The sequence below is a fragment of the Rhodanobacter glycinis genome (assembly GCF_006438785.1).
Classification (GTDB): domain Bacteria; phylum Pseudomonadota; class Gammaproteobacteria; order Xanthomonadales; family Rhodanobacteraceae; genus Rhodanobacter; species Rhodanobacter glycinis_A.
In genome coordinates this window covers 39,028-57,871 of the sequence record NZ_RCZB01000008.1, presented here as the reverse complement: position 1 = coordinate 57,871, position 18,844 = coordinate 39,028, and the positions used below count along the sequence as shown (strand labels likewise).

19 protein-coding genes are annotated in these 18,844 nt (G+C 65.4%); 10 read left to right on the top strand and 9 right to left on the bottom strand.

All coding sequences use genetic code 11. The features are described 5' to 3' along the window. The first annotated feature begins 78 nt into the window (after positions 1–78). Positions 79–672, top strand: coding sequence for a malonic semialdehyde reductase (locus tag EAH75_RS19100; protein ID WP_140655897.1), 594 nt, complete (start codon positions 79–81; stop codon positions 670–672). Between the two features lie 39 nt (positions 673–711). Beyond that, on the top strand, positions 712–1,305 hold the full coding sequence (locus EAH75_RS19095; RefSeq protein ID WP_140655900.1) for a YceI family protein: 594 nt from the start codon (positions 712–714) through the stop codon (positions 1,303–1,305). Between the two features lie 68 nt (positions 1,306–1,373). Here EAH75_RS19095 and EAH75_RS19090 read toward each other — a convergent pair whose 3' ends face one another. After that, positions 1,374–2,639, bottom strand: a complete 1,266-nt coding sequence (locus EAH75_RS19090) for a Yip1 family protein (RefSeq protein ID WP_140655903.1) — start codon at positions 2,637–2,639, stop codon at positions 1,374–1,376. A gap of 199 nt (positions 2,640–2,838) precedes the next feature. Here EAH75_RS19090 and EAH75_RS19085 point away from each other — a divergent pair, with 199 nt between their 5' ends. The 4 genes from EAH75_RS19085 to EAH75_RS19070 all read left to right on the top strand — a co-directional run bounded on the left by EAH75_RS19085 (position 2,839) and on the right by EAH75_RS19070 (position 6,332). Beyond that, complete coding sequence (locus EAH75_RS19085) at positions 2,839–3,048, top strand: zinc-finger domain-containing protein (RefSeq protein ID WP_140655906.1); 210 nt, start codon at positions 2,839–2,841, stop codon at positions 3,046–3,048. A gap of 77 nt (positions 3,049–3,125) precedes the next feature. After that, the gene (locus EAH75_RS19080; protein WP_140655910.1) at positions 3,126–4,253 is read left to right on the top strand and encodes a glycosyltransferase; all 1,128 of its coding nucleotides are present in this window, start codon (positions 3,126–3,128) and stop codon (positions 4,251–4,253) included. Positions 4,254–4,321: 68 nt separating this feature from the next. Next, positions 4,322–5,587, top strand: coding sequence for an O-antigen ligase family protein (locus tag EAH75_RS19075; RefSeq protein WP_140655913.1), 1,266 nt, complete (start codon positions 4,322–4,324; stop codon positions 5,585–5,587). Beyond that, positions 5,571–6,332, top strand: coding sequence for a glycosyltransferase family 2 protein (locus EAH75_RS19070; protein ID WP_140655916.1), 762 nt, complete (start codon positions 5,571–5,573; stop codon positions 6,330–6,332). The genes EAH75_RS19075 and EAH75_RS19070 overlap by 17 nt, the downstream gene beginning before the upstream one ends. Positions 6,333–6,344: 12 nt before the next feature. On the opposite strand, the gene EAH75_RS19065 is transcribed toward EAH75_RS19070, so the two are convergent. From EAH75_RS19065 to lpxL, 3 genes are all read right to left on the bottom strand, one after another. Further along, positions 6,345–7,421 (bottom strand): glycosyltransferase family 4 protein, encoded by a 1,077-nt coding sequence (locus EAH75_RS19065; RefSeq protein WP_140655919.1) that lies wholly within the window; start codon positions 7,419–7,421, stop codon positions 6,345–6,347. Continuing rightward, positions 7,418–8,131 carry a polysaccharide deacetylase family protein gene (locus EAH75_RS19060; protein ID WP_428993525.1) on the bottom strand — a complete coding sequence of 238 codons (714 nt, stop codon included), beginning with the start codon at positions 8,129–8,131 and terminating at the stop codon, positions 7,418–7,420. Before EAH75_RS19060 ends, EAH75_RS19065 begins: the two co-directional genes overlap by 4 nt. 255 nt (positions 8,132–8,386) lie before the next feature. Next, entirely contained in the window at positions 8,387–9,304 is a 918-nt protein-coding gene (gene lpxL, locus EAH75_RS19055; protein ID WP_240046344.1) for an LpxL/LpxP family Kdo(2)-lipid IV(A) lauroyl/palmitoleoyl acyltransferase, read from the bottom strand. A gap of 137 nt (positions 9,305–9,441) precedes the next feature. Here lpxL and waaA point away from each other — a divergent pair, with 137 nt between their 5' ends. Then, positions 9,442–10,683 (top strand): lipid IV(A) 3-deoxy-D-manno-octulosonic acid transferase, encoded by a 1,242-nt coding sequence (waaA, locus tag EAH75_RS19050; protein ID WP_241668997.1) that lies wholly within the window; start codon positions 9,442–9,444, stop codon positions 10,681–10,683. 75 nt (positions 10,684–10,758) lie between these two features. Here the strand turns inward: waaA and EAH75_RS19045 are convergent, their stop codons facing one another. Beyond that, positions 10,759–12,060: a TolC family outer membrane protein gene (locus tag EAH75_RS19045; RefSeq protein WP_140655927.1), complete on the bottom strand. Its 1,302-nt coding sequence runs from the start codon at positions 12,058–12,060 to the stop codon at positions 10,759–10,761. Positions 12,061–12,098: 38 nt separating this feature from the next. Next, complete coding sequence (locus tag EAH75_RS19040) at positions 12,099–12,758, bottom strand: protein-L-isoaspartate O-methyltransferase family protein (RefSeq protein WP_140655929.1); 660 nt, start codon at positions 12,756–12,758, stop codon at positions 12,099–12,101. Positions 12,759–13,022: 264 nt separating this feature from the next. On the opposite strand from EAH75_RS19040, the gene EAH75_RS19035 reads away from it, so the two are divergent. Both EAH75_RS19035 and EAH75_RS19030 read left to right on the top strand, forming a co-directional pair. Continuing rightward, positions 13,023–13,673: a TetR/AcrR family transcriptional regulator gene (locus EAH75_RS19035; RefSeq protein WP_140806534.1), complete on the top strand. Its 651-nt coding sequence runs from the start codon at positions 13,023–13,025 to the stop codon at positions 13,671–13,673. 157 nt (positions 13,674–13,830) lie between these two features. After that, on the top strand, positions 13,831–14,430 hold the full coding sequence (locus tag EAH75_RS19030) for a ferritin-like domain-containing protein (RefSeq protein WP_140655937.1): 600 nt from the start codon (positions 13,831–13,833) through the stop codon (positions 14,428–14,430). Positions 14,431–14,475: 45 nt separating this feature from the next. Here the strand turns inward: EAH75_RS19030 and EAH75_RS19025 are convergent, their stop codons facing one another. From EAH75_RS19025 to EAH75_RS19015, 3 genes are read right to left on the bottom strand one after another with little or no spacing between them, the layout of a single operon-like run. After that, positions 14,476–15,492, bottom strand: coding sequence for a zinc-binding alcohol dehydrogenase family protein (locus EAH75_RS19025; protein ID WP_140806533.1), 1,017 nt, complete (start codon positions 15,490–15,492; stop codon positions 14,476–14,478). Positions 15,493–15,533: 41 nt separating this feature from the next. Then, positions 15,534–16,565, bottom strand: a complete 1,032-nt coding sequence (locus EAH75_RS19020) for an aldo/keto reductase (RefSeq protein ID WP_140806532.1) — start codon at positions 16,563–16,565, stop codon at positions 15,534–15,536. A gap of 20 nt (positions 16,566–16,585) precedes the next feature. After that, on the bottom strand, positions 16,586–17,806 hold the full coding sequence (locus EAH75_RS19015; protein ID WP_140806531.1) for an MFS transporter: 1,221 nt from the start codon (positions 17,804–17,806) through the stop codon (positions 16,586–16,588). A gap of 100 nt (positions 17,807–17,906) precedes the next feature. Here EAH75_RS19015 and EAH75_RS19010 point away from each other — a divergent pair, with 100 nt between their 5' ends. Further along, on the top strand, positions 17,907–18,815 hold the full coding sequence (locus EAH75_RS19010; RefSeq protein WP_140655950.1) for a LysR family transcriptional regulator: 909 nt from the start codon (positions 17,907–17,909) through the stop codon (positions 18,813–18,815). The last annotated feature ends 29 nt before the right edge of the window (positions 18,816–18,844 follow it).

Genomic DNA, 18,844 nt, shown 5'->3' with positions numbered 1-18,844 from the left:
AGTCTGTTCGCGTTCGCCCACCTATACACTTGCGGACTATGGCGCCACCGTCGGCGCGTCTTTCAACAAAGGATACCCATGAGCGAGTTGCTTTCCGAGGCCACCCTGGATCAGTTGTTCCGCAGTGCCCGCACGCTCAATGCCTGGTTGCCGAAGGAAGTCAGCGACGAGCAACTGCACCAGCTGTACGAGCTGGCCAAGTTCGGCCCGACCAGCGCGAACTCCTCGCCGATGCGCGTGGTGTTCGTGAAATCCGCCGAAGCGAAAGCGAAGCTCGCGCCGCTGATGTCCGACGGCAACCGGGCCAAGACCCTGGAGGCGCCGGTGACCGCGATCATCGGCACCGACCATGAGTTCTACGAGCAGCTGCCGAAGTTGTTTCCGCACGCCGACGCGCGCAGCTGGTTCGTCGGCAACCAGCCGTTGATCGATACCACGGCCTTCCGCAACGCCACCCTACAGGGCGCTTATGTACTGATGGCTGCGCGCGCGCTCGGGCTGGATTGCGGACCGATGTCCGGCTTCGACAATGCCGGCGTGGACGCGGCGTTCTTTGCAGGCACCGCGATCAAGTCGAATTTCGTGATCAGCATCGGTTACGGCGATGTCAGTCGCAACCTGTTTCCGCGCAGTCCCCGGCTTGCGTTCGACGAAGCCTGCAAGATCGCCTGACCCGTGTCCCCCATCACCACTTTCCAAGGAACCTATCCCATGCGTGCACTGAAGTATCTCGTTCTTGCCGGCCTCCTCGGCGCCGCCGTGTCGGTGCAGGCCGCCCCGGTCACCTACAAACTCGATCCCAGCCATACGATGGTGTTGTTCAGCTGGAACCACTTCGGCTATTCCAACCCCACCGCCGATTTCGGCCTGGGCGAGGGCACGCTGGTGTTCGACGAGCAGCATCCGGCGCAGTCCAGCGTCGAGGTGACGTTGCCGCTGGCCAATCTGGACACGCATGTGCCGGCGCTGGACAAGCACCTGAAGGAGGCGGACTTCCTCGACGCCGACAAATACCCGACGGTGACGTTCAAGAGCACCAAGGTGCAGCCGCTGGGCGGCCACAACTTCAAGGTCACCGGTGACCTGACCGTGCACGGCGTGACCAAGGTGGTGGTGTTGGCGGCCACGCTGAACAAGGTCGGACCGCACCCGATGAGCAAGGCGCAGTCGATCGGTTTCGACGCCACCGCCAGCATCAAGCGTTCGGATTTCGGCCTCGGCGCCTACGTGCCGAATGTCAGTGACGAGCTCACCATCCGCATCACCACCGAGGGCTCGGTGCCGAAGGCCGATCCGGCCAAGTAAGCTTCCACGGCACACAAAAAAACCGCGCCGGTAATGGCGCGGTTTTTTTGTGCCCGTGGGGCGATGGATCAGTTGGACTTCACGCCGGCATCCTTCAGTGACTCCAGCTTGCTCATGTCGACGCTGGTCACCGCCTGCTTCAACTGGTCGATGCTGTCGACGTTGCCGTTCGCCTTCACCGTGAAACGCTTGCCGAGCACCACGCTGTACTCGCCGGACTTGGACTGGGTGTCCCACGCCTCGTGGACCATGTTGCCGTCGGCGGTGTAGGTCTTCTCGTAGCCGTGGTCGGTTTCCTTCTCTTCCTCGGGCGCCATGGCGGCGGCCATCGCCATGAAGCCTTTGGCGCCGCCGGTGTCGGTGACCTCCAGCGTGATGCGCTGGTTGTTGTCGCCGGAATACTCTGCGGTGGCTTCGGAGATCTGCATGCCCATCGCATTGTTGCGCTGGGCCGAGGTGCTGGTGCGCTTGAGGTTGCCCAGGCTCTCGGGCAGGAACGCCTTGATCTGGTCGGGCGCGAGCGCCTCGACCGGGCCGTTGCTGCCGGATACCGCGCCCATCATCTTGCCCATGGCCGCCGATTGGGCGGCGCTGTCGCCGGATTTCTGCGCGGCGTCCAGTTCCTTGCTGGCCTGCTCGGCGCGCTGGCCCATCGCGGCGAGCTTGCCGAGTGCGCTGTTGCTGTCGACGGTGACGCTGTCGCCGTTGTTGCCGGTGACATGCAGGCCGCTCATGGCCGCACCGCTCATGGCGGCGGTGCCGATCACGCCGCCGACGATCAGCGCGACGATCCAGCTCAGCACGATCGCGATGATGATGCTGACGGCGGTGTAGCCCCCGGCCTTCTCCGGTGGGCATTTCATCGTGTGCGGCAGGCCCAGGTACAGCAGGTAGATGGCGTAGACGGCGCCCGCGATCGCGATCAGCCAGCCCAGCCACGGCACGATCACCGCGATGCCGGCGATCCAGCTGGCAGTCCACGCGTAGGCGACGGTCTTGAGTGCTTGCAGCATGTCCTTCTGACCGCCGAAGGTGGGCGCCAGCGCATTGATGATCAGCGCCATCACATAGACCAGCGCCAGGGTCAGTGCATAGTGCAGCACCATGCCGACGATGCCCATGCCGATCGGGGTACGCACCGTGATGCCGAAGATGCTGGCGCCGATCAGGCTGCCCTTGATGAAGCCGGCGATGATCGGCAGTGCGGCGATGATCGCGATATAGCCCGCGTAGAGGCCGCTCACCGTGGCCGGCTCGGCGGCAGCCACGGGCCATTCGGTCTTGGGTGTCGTCAGGATGGCCTTGACGCGTTCGATGACTTTTCCGGAATCCATGGTCTGCTCCTAAAGCAGTGGCAGTTGGCCCGATGCGAAGCACCGGTCGATGATGGTGTGCCCACTTGGTGACAAAACCTGCAGCAACCTGTCGGCTGAACGCCGTGGTTGATTCGCCCCGCTTCCCCGTTCCTGCCCCCCGACAGAAGGCTGCAGCCTGCTACCATTTGCGGCCTGATGTCCAGTCTGGAGTTCACCGATGTCACGCCCCCTGTCCGCGACGGTGCCACCGGTGCCGGCAAATGCCGAAAATCGTTACGAAGTGACGCGCACCGACCTGCCGCTGTCCTGCCCGATGCCCGGCATGGAGCTGTGGAATTCGCACCCGAAGGTGTACCTGCCGATCGTCGATGACGACGGTGAATCAACCTGCGCCTACTGCGGTGCGCATTACGTGTTGCGCGACTGATCGTCCGACTGGCGCGAGCCGCTGGCGGCATTGTTTTTGCTTGCCTTTAGAGAATGAAAGCCTCCAGCCCAGAGCTCATGTCCAGCATTGCCGTTCCCGCCAAGCTGTTGACCGTGGTCCAGTTGATCCCCGCGCTGCATTCCGGCGGTGCGGAGCGATCGGCGCTGGAGATTGCCCGCGCGCTGGTGCAGGCCGGTCATCGCTCGGTGGTGATCTCCGCCGGCGGCCGGCTGGACGCGCAGTTGCAGGCCGAGGGCAGCGAGCATGTCACGCTCGACCTGGGTCGCAAGTCGCTGTTCACCCTGACCCGGCTCGGTGCGTTGCGCCGGGTGCTGCGCGAGCTCAAGCCGGACATCGTGCATGCCCGTTCGCGATTGCCGGCCTGGATGGGCTGGTGGGCGCTCAAGGGCATGACGCCGCGGCCGCACTTCATCACCACCGTGCACGGGCTCAATTCGCCGGGACGCTACAGCGCGATCCTGCTGCGTGGGGAGCGCGTGATCGCGGTCTCGCAGACCATGCGCGATTACGTGCTCAGCCATTACCGCTGGCTGGAGCCAGCCAGGGTGCGGGTGATCCCGCGCGGAATCGACCCGGTCGCGTTCCCCTACGGGCATCGGCCCGACGACGCGTGGCAGAAAGCTTTCTTTGCCGAATACCCGGCGCTGAGCGGTGCACCGTTGCTGACCCTGCCTGCACGCGGCACGCGCCTGAAGGGCCATCACGACGCGATCGAACTGCTGGCCGACCTCAAGCGTCGCGGGATCGAGGCCCGCCTGCTGCTGCTGGGCGTGATCGAGCCCGGTCGCGAAGCCTACGTGGCCGAGCTGCGGGACCTGATCCGCGTGCGTGGAGTCACCTCGCAGGTCGTGTTGTCGCCACCGCGCCACGATATCCGCGACATCTACGCGATATCCGCGCTGGTGCTGCAGCTGTCGAACAAACCCGAATCGTTCGGGCGCACGGTGATCGAGGCACTGTCGTTGTGCCGGCCGGTGCTCGGTTATGCGCATGGTGGCGTCGGCGAATTGCTGGCCGAACTGTATCCGGCCGGTCGCGTGCCGCCGGGCGATCGCGAGCGGCTGGTTGAACGTGCCGCCGAGTTGTTGCGCGTGGCGCCGCCGATCTCGCCATTGCAGAGTTACCGCCTGACCGACATGCAGGATGCCACCCTGGCGCTGTACGACGAAGTGGCCACCAGCTGAGAGCGGTTCGGGCGCGCGGGCGTTCGCGCTCGCCTACAATGCGGGACCGCCTCCTCTTCGATCCACGCATGAATTCCTTCGGCACCTCACTCAAGGCTGCGCTGCGTTCCCCGCTGCTGCCGTTCTGGTTGGTGATGGCGCTGCTGCCGTTCGGGCGCAGTTCGGAGCTGGGTACCGCGCTGTGCCTGCTCGGCGTGATCCTGCTGTTTGCGCGCGAACCGCAGGCGCTGCGGCAACATCCTGGTGCGCGCCTGCTGTTGTGGCTGCTGGCCGCGTACGTGGGCGCGGCGTTGTTGTCCGCCGTCGACGCGATCATGCCGGGCAAGAGCTGGGGAACGGTGGCTGCGTTGCTGCGTTACGCGCCGCTGGGTTTGTATGCGTGTTTCGCGATCCGTCGCGAGCACAAGCTGCAGGCACTGTATGTGGCCGTGGCATTGGTGCTTGGATTGTGGTGTGTCGACGCGTGGGTGCAGGCACTGACCGGCTGGAGCCTGGGCGGCCACGCCGAGGCGGAGCGCGTCTCCGGTATCTTCGGTGCCGACAATCTCAAGCTGGGGCCGACCCTGGCCGTGTTGTCGCCCTTTGCACTGTGGGCTGCGCGGCGACGCTGGGGCTTGCCGGGTCTGCTGCTCGCGTTCGTGCTGGTATTGGGCCCGGTGCTGCTGGCGGGCTCACGCGCGGCATGGCTGTGTTACGCGCTGGTGGCGCTGGGCTTTGCCTGGCGCGAGGCAAAGTCGCCGCTGCGCTTTGCCGGGCTGTGCGCGATCGCGGCGGCACTGCTGGCGCTGGCCGGCGGCGTCGCCTGGAAAACCTCCAGCCGTTTTCATGATCGGATGGAGCGCACCCTGCTCGTGCTGCAGGGCACCGACCAGTCGATCGACACGGCGCTCAGTGGCCGGCTCGACATCTGGCATGCCAGCGTCGGCATGATTGCGGCACATCCGGTCAACGGTGTCGGCGCGCGGGGTTTTCGCTACGCCTATCCGGCCTATGCGCCGGCGAATGATCACTTCGTGGCTACCGGCGAAGCCTGCGGCGTGGGCGAAGGTGCCTGCCATGCGCATCAGCTGGTGCTGGAGGTGCTTACCGAAACCGGTGCGATCGGCCTGCTGCTGTGGCTCGCCGCCGTGGCGCTGGCGCTGCGCGCATGGCGCCGGGTCGGCGCGGCAGCGCGCGCGCGGGCGTTCCCGGTCACGCTGGCGCTGGGCGTGATGCTGTTTCCGTTGAATACGCATTTGGCCTTCTATTCGGCCTGGTGGGGGTTGCTGTTCGGCTGGCTGCTCGGCTTGTGGTGCGCCGCGCTGTACGTGGAGGCCGATGATGAGCGGGCGTGAGCCGCTGTCGGTGGTGGTGACCACATTCAACAACGCCGATACGCTCGACGCCTGCCTGCGCGGGGTGAGCTGGGCCGACGAGATCGTTGTGCTGGACTCGGGTTCGACCGACGCCACCAAGGCGATCGCCGCGCACTACGGCGCGCGTATCCACGCCCAGCCGTTTGCCGGCTACAGCGCGCAGAAGCAGGCGGCGATCGACCTGGCCAGCCATCGCTGGGTGCTGCTGCTGGATTCGGACGAATCGCTGGGTGCAGCCGCAGCCGCAGTGCTGCAACAGGCGCTGCAGGCGCCTGCGCATGCGGGTTACCAGTTGTGGCGCCGCGAGTGGCAGTTCTGGCGCTGGCAGTCTGCGCGCAGCCGGCTCAATCACTATGTGCGTCTGTTCGACCGGCAACGTGCACGCATGAGCGATCACGAGGTGCACGAGGAGGTGCAAGTGGACGGCCCAGTGGGCGTGCTCGACGTGGTCATCGATCATTACGGCGAACCCGACATCGCCGGGCGCGTGGCCAAGGCGAACCGCTACTCCAGCCTGCAGCTGGCCGACCTGACCCAACGTCGGGTGCGCTGGCTGCGCCTGCGCATGGTGGCGTATCCGGCCGTGGCGTTCCTGCGCTACTACGTGCTGCGCGGGCACTGGCGTTCCGGCTGGGCCGGCTTCATCGCGGCGCGGGTCCACGCCTTCTACGCGTTCCTGAAATACGCGAAGTTGTACGAGGGGCGGCGCCGGCCGCGGGATTGATCCGACGCAGGCTCAGTCGCTGGTCAGTATCTGCAGGAACTGGCTGGCGATCACCAGCGTACTGAAATGCTTTTGCACATATTCGCGCGCGGCTGCACCCATCGACATCCGCAGGGATGGGTCGCATAACTTCAGGATGGCGTCGCGCCATGCGGCCACGTTGCCCGGCGGCAGCAGCAGGCCGGTCACCCCCGCCTCCAGTGTCTCGGGAATCCCGCCGATATCGCTGCACAACACGGGCACGCCGGCGGCCTGCGCCTCGACCGAGACCCGGCCAAAGGTTTCCGTCGCTATCGACGGGAAGGCCAGCATGGACATCGCGCTGTAATAGGGCTGGACGTCATGGATCCAGCCAAGGAAGTGATGCCGGTCCGCGGTCGGATCGGCAGCGGCGCGTTCACGCAGCGTTCGTGCATCCGGGCCGTCGCCCAGCCACAGGCAGTGCAGCCGCGGCTGTTCCGCCATGGCCGCGGTGGCGGCTTCGAACAGGGGAAAGATGCCCTTGCCGTTGTGCATGCGGCCGGTGTAGCCGAGCACGATCGTTTCCTCATCCAGGCCAAGCGAGCGCAGGATCTCGCTGCGTCCGCGCGGATCGGGCCGGCACAGTTCCGTGTCGACCGGGTTGTAGAGCACCCGTACCAGATGGCCCGGGATGCCTCGATCCAGATAGGCCTGGCGGGCGTGCTCCGAGACCGCAAGGAATCGTTGTGCGAGGCGCGGGACCAGACGGGCGGAGAGGCGTTTCATGGCTGGCGTGCGATGCCGGAACAGCGCGACCGGGATGCGCAGCAGTCGTCCGATCAGGATCAGCGGCCAGTACTCCTTGCCGAAGTTTCCCACCAGCCAGTCCGGTTTCAGCTGTCGTGCCGCCTTGAAGACGGCGACATAGCCGCGCAGGTCAAACACGTTGCGGAATTGCGACTGGTATCGACGGATGCCGGAGCGGGCCAGCCCCTGCCAGATCAGACCATCGGGATAGACCACCGCAGTGACCTGATGCCCGGCCTCGACCATGGCTTGCGCCAGTGCGACAAAGTGACTGGCGGCCCCGGTGTTCTCGGGGTTGGTGCCGACAAAAAGGAGCTTCATGCGCGGCGATCCTCATAGCGCGACAGCACCCGCATGCCGAACTGTGGCAACAGGTGGTGTCGTGCAACCTGGACCCGCGGCAGTCGCCACAGGTCCATGCCGGCGGTGGTCCGGCCGCGTCGGGTCGTGGTCGCGGCGGCGAAGCCGGCTTCGCGCACCACACCAGCCACGCGGTCGTCGGCGTCGCCATACGGGTAGCAGAACTGCGTGACCGGCGCGCCGAGGTGATCCTCCAGCGTCGCCTTGCTGCCGTGGATCTCGTCGTGCAATTGCGCGCCATCGCATTGCGTCAGCCGGGGATGGCTGCGCGTATGTGCGCCGATTTCCATGCCGCCGCGGTGCCAGCCGCGCAGTTGCTCCACCGACATCAACGGTTTGCGCACACCCAGCCGCTCGGCATCCCACTGGTTGTATTGCCCGACACTGCCGCTGACGACATAGCAGGTGGCGCTGAAACCGTACCGCTGCAGAATGGGCAGCGCGTAGTCCAGGTTGTCCACGTAGCCATCGTCCAGCGTGATGATGGCAATGCGGCCTGCGCGTTCGCCTCGCAGATACGGCATCGCGGCCGACATGGACAGTCCGGTGTAACCGAATCGGCGCAGCAGCCACATCTGCCGCGCGAACGCAGCCGGGCTCACGAACAGGCTGCGATACACGCGCAGATCGCGCGGCGCGCGTGCGATGTTGTGGTACATGAGAATGGGCATGGGGGATGTCCCCCGCGGGCCGGCTTCGTCCATTTTTCCAACTCCTTTGCCGATGCGGCGCGATGGAGTGGCGAAACCTTGCACGGGTCGTCTCCGGCCCGATCGTGCGACAAACCCGGAGGGTGCCGTCTCAGGATGGTGGAATGATTGTGCGAGGTCGCCACTCGGACGCGAGGCAAGTCGGCGTGATCGACTCTGGTCGCGAAAGCGGCGCAATTTTCAGCGAATCAGGCTTTCACCTGGCTGTCGGCGGAATCAGTAGATCGCCGGCTCATCAGCCGGGCGGGTCTTGAAGCGCTTATGCACCCACAGATATTGTTCGGGCGCCTCACGCACCATCTGCTCGATGCAGGCGTTGACGCGAGCGGTATCGGCCAGCACGTCGGTGCCCGGGAAACCTTCCAGCGGCGCACCGAGCCGCAGCGCATAACCCTGTCCATCCGGCAGGCGCCGATGGAAGAACGGGATCACCACCGCGCCGGACATGCGTGCCAGGTGGTGGGTGGCGGTGATGGTGGCCGCCGGTATGCCGAAGAACGGCACGAACACGGTGTCCTTGCTGCGCATGTCCTGATCCGGGGCATACCACAGCGTGCCGCCGTTGCGCAGATATTTCACGGTGCCGCGGATGTCGTCCTTGTCGAACATCGCAGCGGCGTAGTGCAGTCGCGCACGCAGCACGACCCACTCGAATACCGCCGAGTCCATCCGCCGGTACATGCCGGCGATGCGGATGCGCTGCGAGACCAGTCGGGCGCACAGCTCCAGATGGGAAAAGTGCCCGCCCACCAACAGCACACCGCGGCCCTGCGCACGGGCTGCCTCGAGATGCTGCAGCCCCTCGATGCGGGTCGGGATATCTGCCATGCGCCGATCGCTGCCCATCCATCCCAGTGCAAACTCCACCAGCATCATGCCGATGTCGCGCAGGTTGGCATCGACCAGCGCGGCCCGGCCGGGAGCATCGAGTTCGGGGAAACACAGCGCGATGTTGGTTTGCGCGATATGCCGGCGCGCGGAGGGCGTCCGCAGCACCAGTGCGCCCAGCCGGCGGCCCAGCCACGACAGCGCACGCTGCGGCAGTCGCGCGATCAGCCAGATCACGGCCACCCCGAGCCATGCCGGCCAGTGGCGCGGTGCAAGCAGGGAACGGGTGAAGGCGGGACGGGGCATGCCGGGCATCGTGCGCATTGTAGTGGAGGTGGCATCGGGGAACGACCGCGCGTGCCCGTGTACCGCCCCCCGCTCTCGTATACTGCCGCGTTGAATGCCGGGCACTTACTTTGCTGCGCTATCTCTACACTCTCGCGATGTTTCTGGTAACGCCGCTGCTGGTGCTGCGGTTGCTGGCGCGCGGGGTGCGTTCGCGGCCCTACCATCGACGCTGGCCGGAGCGGTTCGGCTTTTTTGATGCGCCAGGATTCAGCGGCAGCCTGTGGGTGCATGCAGTGTCGGTGGGCGAGGTGAATGCCGCCGAGCCGATGATCAAGGCGCTGCGCCGCGACTACCCGAACGCGCCGCTGGTGATCACCACGGTGACGCCGACCGGCACCGCGCGCGTGCACCAGCTGTTCGGCGACAGCGTGTTTCATGTCTACCTGCCGTACGACCTGCCGTATTCGGTAGGCCGCTTCCTGAAAAAGATCCGCCCGCGACTGGCCCTGATCGTCGAAACCGAGATCTGGCCGAACCTGTATTTCGCCTGCCGCCGGCGCGGGATTCCGCTGATGATCGTCAACGCGCGACTGTCCGAGCGTTCGTTGCGCGGCTACAAGCCACTGCGCGCGCTGCTGCGTTCGGCGCTGCGCTGCGTGAGCCTGATTGCCGCACAGTCGCGCACCGACGCCGCGCGCTATCGCCTGCTGGGCGCCGATCCACAGCAGATCGTGGTCATTGGCAACATGAAGTTCGACATGCCGATACCACAAGGTGCGGTAGCCGATGGCGCGGCAATGCGCGAACACTGGGGCCCGCGTCGGCCGGTATGGATGGCAGCCAGTACCCATGAAGGCGAGGAACTGGCGGTACTGGAAGCGCACCTGCAGGTGTTGAAGCGATTGCCCGACGCGCTGCTGCTGCTGGCGCCGCGCCATCCCGAGCGCTTCCGGTTGGTCGAGCATGCGGTGCGCAGCCTGGGCTTCGCGGTGGCCACGCGCAGCATCGATCGCGTGCCGTCGCCTGCGCATCAGGTGTTCGTGATCGACGCGATGGGGCAGCTGATGCCGTTCTTCGCGGCCAGCGATGTGGCCTTTGTCGGCGGCAGCCTGGTCCCGATCGGTGGCCATAACGTGCTGGAGCCGGCGGCCCTGTCCGTGCCGGTGCTGGTGGGACCGCACACGTTCAACTTCGAAGAGATCACCGCCAGCCTGATCCATCAGGGCGGTGCCGCACGGGTGGCGGGCGTCGATCGTCTCGGCCCAGAGATGCTGCAACTCTTGCTCGATGTCGCCAGGCGCGAGCGGATGGGGCAGGCGGCGCAGCAGGTTTTCGAACGCGAGCGTGGCGCGGTGCAGCGGATCATGCAGCTGATCGACGCGCAGCTGCAGGAATAGCCCGCGTCCAGGTCGTGCCGACAGCAAAACGGCCAGGCGCAAACCCGGCCGTTTGTGTCTGTCACCTGCGGCGGCTTACTGCAGCAGGGTATTGATCTCCTCGATGTCCTTCAGGTCAGCCGTGCCGGCGGTCTGCTTGAGCAGCAGCTTGTTCAGGATGAACTGGTGGCGAGCCTGCGAGTAGCTGCTTTCCGAGGACGTCAGGGTCTGGATTGCCAGCAGCACGTTGGTCATCGTCTGGGTGCCCACCTCGAAACCGGCGCGGGTTGCCTCAAGCGCCTTCTGGCCGGAATCCACCGAGGCCTTGGCCGATTCCACCTGGGCGATGCCGGCGATCACCGAGCGGTAGTAATTGAGCGTGTCGCGCACCACCTGGCGACGTTGCGACTCCATCGCGTCGGTGGCGGCATCGCGCTGGTAGATCGACTGGCGCACGCGCGATTGAGTCCCGCCGCCGGAGAAGATCGGCACGTTCAGGGTCAGCCCGATCGTGGTCGAGGCCGGGTCACGATAGCGGCCGGTGGGATTGGTATCCGACCAGCCGGCACCCTTGCCGTAGGACACGCCGGCGGTCAGCGTGGGCAGATGGGCGGCACGTGCGACGCTGATGTTGTGTTGCGCCGTCTCCACGTTGTTCTTCTGCGCGAGCAGGCTGGGGTTGGTCTGCATCGCCTGCTTGACCCAGCTGTCCTGGTCGGCCGGTGCCGGTGGCTGCATCGGCAGGTCGTCGCGCAGCTTCTTTAGGTCGGCGGTCGGCTTGCCGGTGATCTGGGTGAGCGCCTCGCGGGCATCGTTGAGCTGATTCTGCGCCGCGATGGTCTGCGATTTGGCCGCCTCGTAATAGGCCTTGGCCTGATAGACGTCGGTGATGGCCGAAAGGCCGACCTTGAAGCGCTGGTCGGACTGCTCGTACTGCTGCCGGAACGCGTCCTCGTTGGCCTTGGCGTAGGTCAGTTCGTCCTCGCTGGTCAGCACGCCGAAATAGGCGGTGGCCACGCGCACGTAAAGCTCCTGTGCGGCGGCCTGGTAGAACTCCTCCTGCGCATCGGACGCCGAGTGCGCGGCCTTCAGGTTGGCGTACTTGCTGAAGTCGATTACGGTCTGGCTGAGCGTGCCGTTGATGGTGCGTGCGCGGCTGTGACCGGTCTGGTTGCCGCCGTTGGTCTGGCTCAGGCCCATGCTGCCGGAGATCTGCGGCAACAGCAGCGCGCGCGCCTGATCGACCCCTTCCCCAGTGGCCAGCCGGGTGGCGTCGGCCTGCGACAGCACCGGGTCGTTGGCGCGTGCGTCACGGTAGGCATCGAGCAGATCCTCGCCGTGGCTGGGCAGCGAGATGGCGGCCAGTGCCAGGGCCAGGGTGAGCAGCTTCAAACGCATGGGTTGCCTCATGGGGAATCGAATCGGTTGGGGCGTAGTCAGAAGACGAACCGTTGTGGCGGTTCGGCGTGGGTCAGGTAGGGCAGGTCGGTTTCGAACAGGATCTCTTCGCGGTAGCGGCCGGCGCCTTCATGAGTCAGCAAGGTGGCGTGCTGCACGGGCGACTGGCCACGCACGACCAGCGCGCGGGCACCCGGCTTGAGCCAGGTCAGCCAGCGCGGCGGAATATCGAACACCGCGCCGGTCACCACCAGCGCATCGAACAACCCATCGGGGTGCCATGCATTGACGGCCTCACCGGTGACCAGGGTCGCGTTGCTGACGCCGGTGTCCTGCAGTCGCTGCGCAGCGGCGGTGGTGAAATCGGCATGGATGTCCACGCTGATCACCTGCGCCGACAACGTGGCCAGGCAGGCGGTAAGGAAGCCCGAACCGGTGCCGATCTCCAGCACGCGATCGGTCGGCAGCAACTCCAGCGCCTGCAGCACGCGACCTTCCACGACCGGCTTCATCATGACCTCGCCATGGCCCAGTGGCAGGCACAGGTCGGCGAAGGCAAGCTGGCGGTGCTCGGGTGCGACGAAATGCTCGCGACGCACGCGCGCGATGACATCCAGCACGCGGCCGTCCAGCACTTCCCACGGGCGGACCTGGTTCTCCACCATGTTCAGTCGCGCCTGCTCGATATTCATCGCCATCTGCTCGTGTCCCGTACGGATAAAAAAGGTCAAAGAGGATAAGTGCTGGAGCCCGGTCCTACAATGACATGCCCGACAGTGACAAGCCTGCCGGTTGTCTGCCAACCCACGAAGTGCCGGAAGTCATCGCAAATGGTTGACGGACGTCATCTGCCGCCGGATGCGCACGAACGGCGTCGAGATCACTGCGCCGGCGCCATTCTGGAAAATAATTGAACCGATGCGTATAATAAAGCTCGAATTCCCGTTTGTGAAGGTGGAGGCATGAATACCAGCGTGCAGATCAGAGCCCAAGGCCCCGGTCGCCCGAAGGACATGGAGAAGCGCGCCGCCATTCTGGCCGCGGCCAAGGCGCTGTTCATACGCAATGCGTTTGCCGGTACCAGCATGGACGCGATCGCGGCGGATGCGGGCGTGTCCAAGCTCACTGTGTACAGCCATTTCGGCGACAAGGACAACCTGTTCCGCGAGGTGATCCGTTCGCGCATCCAGGATCTGTTGCCGGAAGAAACCTATCTGTTCGACCCGCAGGTCGACATCCGCCAGACGTTGCTGCGGGTGGCGCTGACCCACGCCCATCTGGACTGCAACGCCGAAACCGTGGGCACCTTCCGCGCCATCCTCAGTGACTGTCGCCAGGGCAACCCGCGTTACGGCAAACTGATCTGGGAAGAGGGTGCCACGCGCACCCATGGCCTGATGGAACGTCTGCTGCAACAGGCGGTCGACGCCGGCCAGCTCGTCATCGACGACGTGCCACGCAGCACCGTGCAGTTCCTAACCCTGATCAAGGGCAACCTGATGATGCGCCAGATGTTCGGTTGCACCGAATGTCCCGAGAGCTACATCGAGGAAATCGAAAGCACCGCCCGCGCCGGCGTCGAGATGTTTCTGCGCGCCTACCTGCCGCGTTAGGGCCTCCGCTTGCGCCAGGCTGGTCGCGCGGCCGAGTGTCGGGCGTAGGCAATCTTCACCTGGCTTTTCCATATGCGTTCCTACGCTGTGCGGACTTTCGTGGGTGCCGGTCGGACCATCCCGCCCGCGCCCGTTTTCCCGTACGCAGGAGCAAATCATGGCCAAGACCAAGCCGTTCGTCAGCGACATCGAGAACATCCGCAAGCGCGCGCGCAAGGACATCGACAAGGGCGCGATGACGGCGGGCTACAACGCTGACCGGGAAACGGTGATCAAGCTGCTCAATCACGCGCTGGCTACCGAACTGGTCTGCGTGCTGCGTTACAAATATCACTACTACATGGCATCGGGCATCAATTCGCAGAGCGTCAAGGCCGAGTTTCTGGAACATGCGAACGAGGAGCAGGGCCATGCCGACCTGATTGCCGAGCGCATTACCCAGCTCGATGGCAAACCCAACCTGTCACCGGAAGGCCTGCTCAGCCGTAGTCATGCCGACTACGTCGAGGGCGAGGATCTGGTCGACATGATCAAGGAAGACCTGGTCGCCGAACGCATCGCGATCGACAGCTACCGCGAGATCATCGACTACATAGGCACGGACGACTCGACCACCCGCCGCATGCTGGAAGGCATCCTGGCGATGGAAGAGGAGCACGCCGAAGACATGAATACGCTGCTGGAACAGCTGGGCAAGAAAGGCGAGCCAGCCAAGCCGGCGCCAAGCAAGAAGGCCGCCGCCGGCAAACGCGGTTGATTGCTGGGAGCGAAAGAAGCGCATGCGCTTTTTTCGCTCCCAGCATCACCAGTCTGCGAGCACCAGTTTGCCGATGCTGGTGCCGGACTCCAGCCGGCGATGTGCTTCACGCAAGTTCGTGGCGTTGATCGGCGACACTGTTTCAGTGCGGGTACCGCGCAGCTCGCCGGCATCGATCAATGCGGCCACGCGTTCAAGAATGCGCCCCTGCTCGGCCTGATCAGCGGTTTTGAAACGCGGCCGCGCAAACATCATTTCCCAGTGGATGCCGATGGCCTTGGCCTTGTACGGATCGCCGATCTTCAGTGCGCTGCTCGGCTCGACGATCAGGCCGACATGGCCGAGCGGTGCCAGGATCTCGCCGAGGATGTCCCAGTAGCGAGAGGTATCGGCGAGGTTGAGTGCGGCATCGACCTGGTCGAAACCCAGTGCAGCCAGCTGCGGTGCCAGCGGCTGACGATGGTCGATCACGTGCTGCGCACCCAGCGAGCGACACCACGCGATGGTCTCAGGGCGCGAGGCAGTGGCGATCACGGCGAAGCCGGCGCGTCGTGCCAGCTGGATCGCGATCGAGCCGACACCACCGGCGCCGCCGATGATCAGCAGTGACTTGCCCACGCCACCCTTCTCGCTGTCGAACGGCATGCGCTGGAACAGCAGCTCCCACGCGGTGATCGTGGTCAGCGGCAGCGCCGCAGCGTCGGCCAGCTCGATCGACTTAGGGGCGTGGCCGGCCAGTCGCGCATCGACCAGCTGGTACTCGGCATTGCTGCCGGGGCGGGTGACATCGCCGGCGTAGTACACGCGATCGCCCGGCTTGAAGCCATTGACGGACTTGCCGACCGCTTCGACCGTACCGGCCGCGTCGTAACCAAGCACTTTTGGTTGCGCCTCGATTTGCGGTTTCTGCGAGCGCACTTTGGTATCGACCGGATTCACCGATACTGCTTCGACGCGCACCAGCAGATCGTGTACGCCAGCGACCGGTTTGGGCAGCTCGACATCGACGAGAGATTCCGGATCGTCGATCGGCAGGTAGCGGGTGAGGGCAACAGCTTTCATAGGGACTCCGCAGTAGTGCATCGCATGCATGATGGGGTGATTCAGACGACCGGTGGATTGCGCTCGGCGAACTGCCCATTCCAATACGGGTAGTAAGGATAGGGTGGTGTGACGGCACTGGCGGTATCGAGCCGCGCGACCTGGTCGCGGGTGAGATTCCAGCCGATGGCATCGAGGTTCTGGCGCAGCTGCGCTTCATTGCGCGCACCGATCAGCACGGTCGATACCGTCGGCCGCTGCAGCAGCCAGTTCAGCGCGACCTGTGGCACGCTCCTGCCGGTTTCGGCGGCGATCGCATCGAGTGCATCGACCACGCGATACAGCCGCCCTTCCTCGACCGGCGGCGCGAAGCCGGCGGTGTCGTGCAGCCGGCTACCTTCGGGCCATGGCTGGCCGCGGCGGATCTTGCCGGTGAGCCGGCCCCAGCCGAGCGGACTCCAGACCACCGCGCCAACGCCTTGGTCGAGCCCGAGCGGCATCAGTTCCCACTCGTAGTCACGGCCGATCAGCGAGTAGTAGGTCTGGTTGGCGACGAAGCGCGAGTAGCCGTGCCGGTCGGCGGCGGCCTGCGATTTCATCAGCTGCCAGCCGGAGAAGTTCGACGCGCCGAGGTAACGCACCTTGCCCGCGCGCACCAGGTCGTCCAGCGTCGACATCACCTGTTCCACCGGCGTCATCGCGTCGAAGTGGTGCAGCTGCAGCAGGTCGATGTAGTCGGTATCGAGGCGTCTGAGTGCGCGCTCGACGCCGCTGATCAGATGATGACGCGAGGCGCCGACATCGTTCGGGCCATCGCCCGCACGCAGGGTGAGCTTGGTCGAGATGATTGCCTGCTCACGCCGACCCTTCAGCGCCGCGCCGAGGATCGACTCCGAGGCTCCATCCGAATAGACGTCCGCTGTGTCGAACAGGTTCACGCCGGCGTCGAGGCAGATGTCGATCAGCCGTTTCGCTTCCTCGATATCGGTATTGCCCCACGCGCTGAACAACGGCCCTTTGCCGCCGAACGTGCCGGCGCCGAAGCCGAGTGCGGGTACTTTGAAGCCGGAGTTGCCGAGATAACGGTATTCCATGAAGGCAGTCCTTGTGAAAGTCAGAGAGCGGTTTCGACACAGGCCAAGGCGGGTAGACGCCGCGGCAGTCGGGTGTCCAGCCGTACACTCCACAACGCAACGGCGAGCCCGAGTACTGGCAGCAGCGCCGCCACCCAGCTCACCGCGCCGAGACCCGGGCCATGGCTGATCACCATGCCGCCCAGCCATGCACCGATCGCGTTGCCGAGGTTGAACGCGGCGATGTTGAAGCTCGACGCCAACACCTGGCCACCGGTGGCTTTCTGCAGCACGCGCAACTGCAGCGGTGCCACGGTGGCGAACGCGGCGATGCCGAGCAGGCCGCTGAAGGCGATCATCGCCGGCTTGCTGTGCAACGCGAACGTCATCGCGCCGAGCACGATCGCCAGCGCGGCCAGCGAGCCCAGCAGTGTCGCTACCAGTCGTTTGTCGGCGAGCCGGCCGCCAAACAGGTTGCCGACCACCATGCCGCCGCCGAACACCAGCAGGATCGGCGACACCGCGCTGTCGGCAAAGCCGGTGACGCGGGTGAGGATCGGCTGGATATAGGTGAACACCGCGAACACGCCGGCGAAGCCGAGTACGGTCATCAGCAGGCCGAGCAGCACCTGCGGATGCGCGATGCCTTTCAGCTCCTCGACGAACTTCATCGGTGCGCTGTCGCCGCGGTCGACCGGTACCAGGGTGGCGATGATCACGGTGGCGAGCACGCCGATCGCACTGACCGCCCAGAACGTGGCGCGCCAGCCGAAATGCAGTCCCAGCCACGCACCGGCCGGCACGCCGAGCAGGGTCGCCACGGTCAGACCGGTGAACATGATCGAGATCGCCGAGGCCTTGCGGTCCTCCGCCACCAGGCCGGTCGCCACCACCGCGCCCACGCCGAAGAAGGTGCCGTGGGCCAGCGAAGTAATCACCCGCGCGAGCATCAGCACGGCGTAGTTAGGCGCTAGCGCGCTGGCCAGGTTGCCGATGGTGAAGATCACCATCAGCGCGATCAGCGCGGTCTTGTGCGGCAACCGGCTGGTCGCCGCAGTGAGCAGCGGCGCACCGACGAATACGCCCAGCGCATAGCCGGAGATCAGCAGGCCGGCGGCGGCGATGCTGACGTGCAGGTCGGCGGACACCTGCAGCAGCAGGCCCATGATCACGAATTCGGTAGTGCCGATGCCGAACGCGCCCACGGTCAGTGCGTACAACGCCAACGGCGTGCGTGGTCGGGTGGATGAAATAGTGGGCATGACGACAATCCGGGCAGAAACGATGCGTCAGCTTAGGCGGTTGCCTTTTCGCTAAAAACCACCAAGATGGCTAATCATTATCAATGCATGGTTGATAGTCATGGATCGTGTCGGCGACCTCGGCCTGTTCCTGCGTGTACTCGACCTGGGCTCGATCAGCGCGGCCGCGCGCAGCCTCGACCTGTCGGTGGCGGTGGCCAGCCAGCGCCTGAAACGGCTGGAGCGCGACCTCGGCGTGCGCCTGCTGCACCGGACCACCCGCCAGCTGCACGCCACGCCCGAAGGTGCCGCCCTCGCCGAGCAGGGTCGTGCCCTGGTGGAGGACCTGGAAGCCCTGACTGGCGGCCTGCGCCAGGGCGCCACCGAAGTGACCGGCACCTTGCGGGTCACCTTGCCGGCGTCGTTCGGCCGTCAGTACATTTCGCCTTTGCTGCCGGAGTTCCTGGCGCTGTATCCGCGGGTGAAGCTCAGCGTGAACCTCAACGACCAGATGCTGGATCTGGTCGGCTCCGGTTTCGACCTGGGCATCCGCGTCGGCGCGCTGGGCGACTCCGGCCTGGTCGCGCGCCAGCTGGCGGTCAACCGGCGCGTGCTGTGCGCCGCGCCGGATTACCTGCGCCGGCACGGCACGCCGCGCACACCGGCGGATCTGGCCGCACACGATTGTCTGCTGCTGGTCGGCAGTCAGGGGCGCCAGGACGTGTGGCGTTTCGACGATGGCCACGGCGTCGAGATCGCGCAGCGGGTGAACGGCCGCTTCGAGAGCAATCTCGGTGAACTGCTGCGTGATGCCGTAGTAGCCGGATTGGGCATCGCGATGCACTCGATCTGGCATGTGCACGAAGAGCTGCGTGAGGGACGGCTGCAGGTGTTGCTGCCGGATTATCCGCTGGCCGCCACCGGCATCCATGCGGTAATGCCGCAGCGCCGGCTGGTGCCGCCGCGGGTACGTGCGTTCGTCGATTTCCTGGCCGAGCGGCTGGGCGATCATCCACCCTGGGAGCACTGAGCGGCGTTGTAAGCTGAGCCACCCCATTT

Excerpts from the sequence above, each read along its gene's own strand:
- EAH75_RS19045 (WP_140655927.1), bottom strand. The coding sequence starts at position 12,060 with ATGCGTTTGAAGCTGCTCACCCTGGCCCTGGCACTGGCCGCCATCTCG.
- EAH75_RS19025 (WP_140806533.1), bottom strand. The coding sequence starts at position 15,492 with ATGAAAGCTGTTGCCCTCACCCGCTACCTGCCGATCGACGATCCGGAA.
- EAH75_RS19010 (WP_140655950.1), top strand. The coding sequence starts at position 17,907 with ATGGATCGTGTCGGCGACCTCGGCCTGTTCCTGCGTGTACTCGACCTG.
- EAH75_RS19060 (WP_428993525.1), bottom strand. The coding sequence starts at position 8,131 with ATGCCCATTCTCATGTACCACAACATCGCACGCGCGCCGCGCGATCTG.
- EAH75_RS19095 (WP_140655900.1), top strand. The coding sequence starts at position 712 with ATGCGTGCACTGAAGTATCTCGTTCTTGCCGGCCTCCTCGGCGCCGCC.
- EAH75_RS19070 (WP_140655916.1), top strand. The coding sequence starts at position 5,571 with ATGATGAGCGGGCGTGAGCCGCTGTCGGTGGTGGTGACCACATTCAAC.
- EAH75_RS19075 (WP_140655913.1), top strand. The coding sequence starts at position 4,322 with ATGAATTCCTTCGGCACCTCACTCAAGGCTGCGCTGCGTTCCCCGCTG.
- EAH75_RS19015 (WP_140806531.1), bottom strand. The coding sequence starts at position 17,806 with ATGCCCACTATTTCATCCACCCGACCACGCACGCCGTTGGCGTTGTAC.
- EAH75_RS19035 (WP_140806534.1), top strand. The coding sequence starts at position 13,023 with ATGAATACCAGCGTGCAGATCAGAGCCCAAGGCCCCGGTCGCCCGAAG.
- EAH75_RS19100 (WP_140655897.1), top strand. The coding sequence starts at position 79 with ATGAGCGAGTTGCTTTCCGAGGCCACCCTGGATCAGTTGTTCCGCAGT.
- EAH75_RS19030 (WP_140655937.1), top strand. The coding sequence starts at position 13,831 with ATGGCCAAGACCAAGCCGTTCGTCAGCGACATCGAGAACATCCGCAAG.
- EAH75_RS19020 (WP_140806532.1), bottom strand. The coding sequence starts at position 16,565 with ATGGAATACCGTTATCTCGGCAACTCCGGCTTCAAAGTACCCGCACTC.
- EAH75_RS19065 (WP_140655919.1), bottom strand. The coding sequence starts at position 7,421 with ATGAAGCTCCTTTTTGTCGGCACCAACCCCGAGAACACCGGGGCCGCC.
- EAH75_RS19040 (WP_140655929.1), bottom strand. The coding sequence starts at position 12,758 with ATGGCGATGAATATCGAGCAGGCGCGACTGAACATGGTGGAGAACCAG.
- waaA (WP_241668997.1), top strand. The coding sequence starts at position 9,442 with ATGTTTCTGGTAACGCCGCTGCTGGTGCTGCGGTTGCTGGCGCGCGGG.
- EAH75_RS19080 (WP_140655910.1), top strand. The coding sequence starts at position 3,126 with ATGTCCAGCATTGCCGTTCCCGCCAAGCTGTTGACCGTGGTCCAGTTG.
- EAH75_RS19090 (WP_140655903.1), bottom strand. The coding sequence starts at position 2,639 with ATGGATTCCGGAAAAGTCATCGAACGCGTCAAGGCCATCCTGACGACA.
- EAH75_RS19085 (WP_140655906.1), top strand. The coding sequence starts at position 2,839 with ATGTCACGCCCCCTGTCCGCGACGGTGCCACCGGTGCCGGCAAATGCC.
- lpxL (WP_240046344.1), bottom strand. The coding sequence starts at position 9,304 with ATGCCCCGTCCCGCCTTCACCCGTTCCCTGCTTGCACCGCGCCACTGG.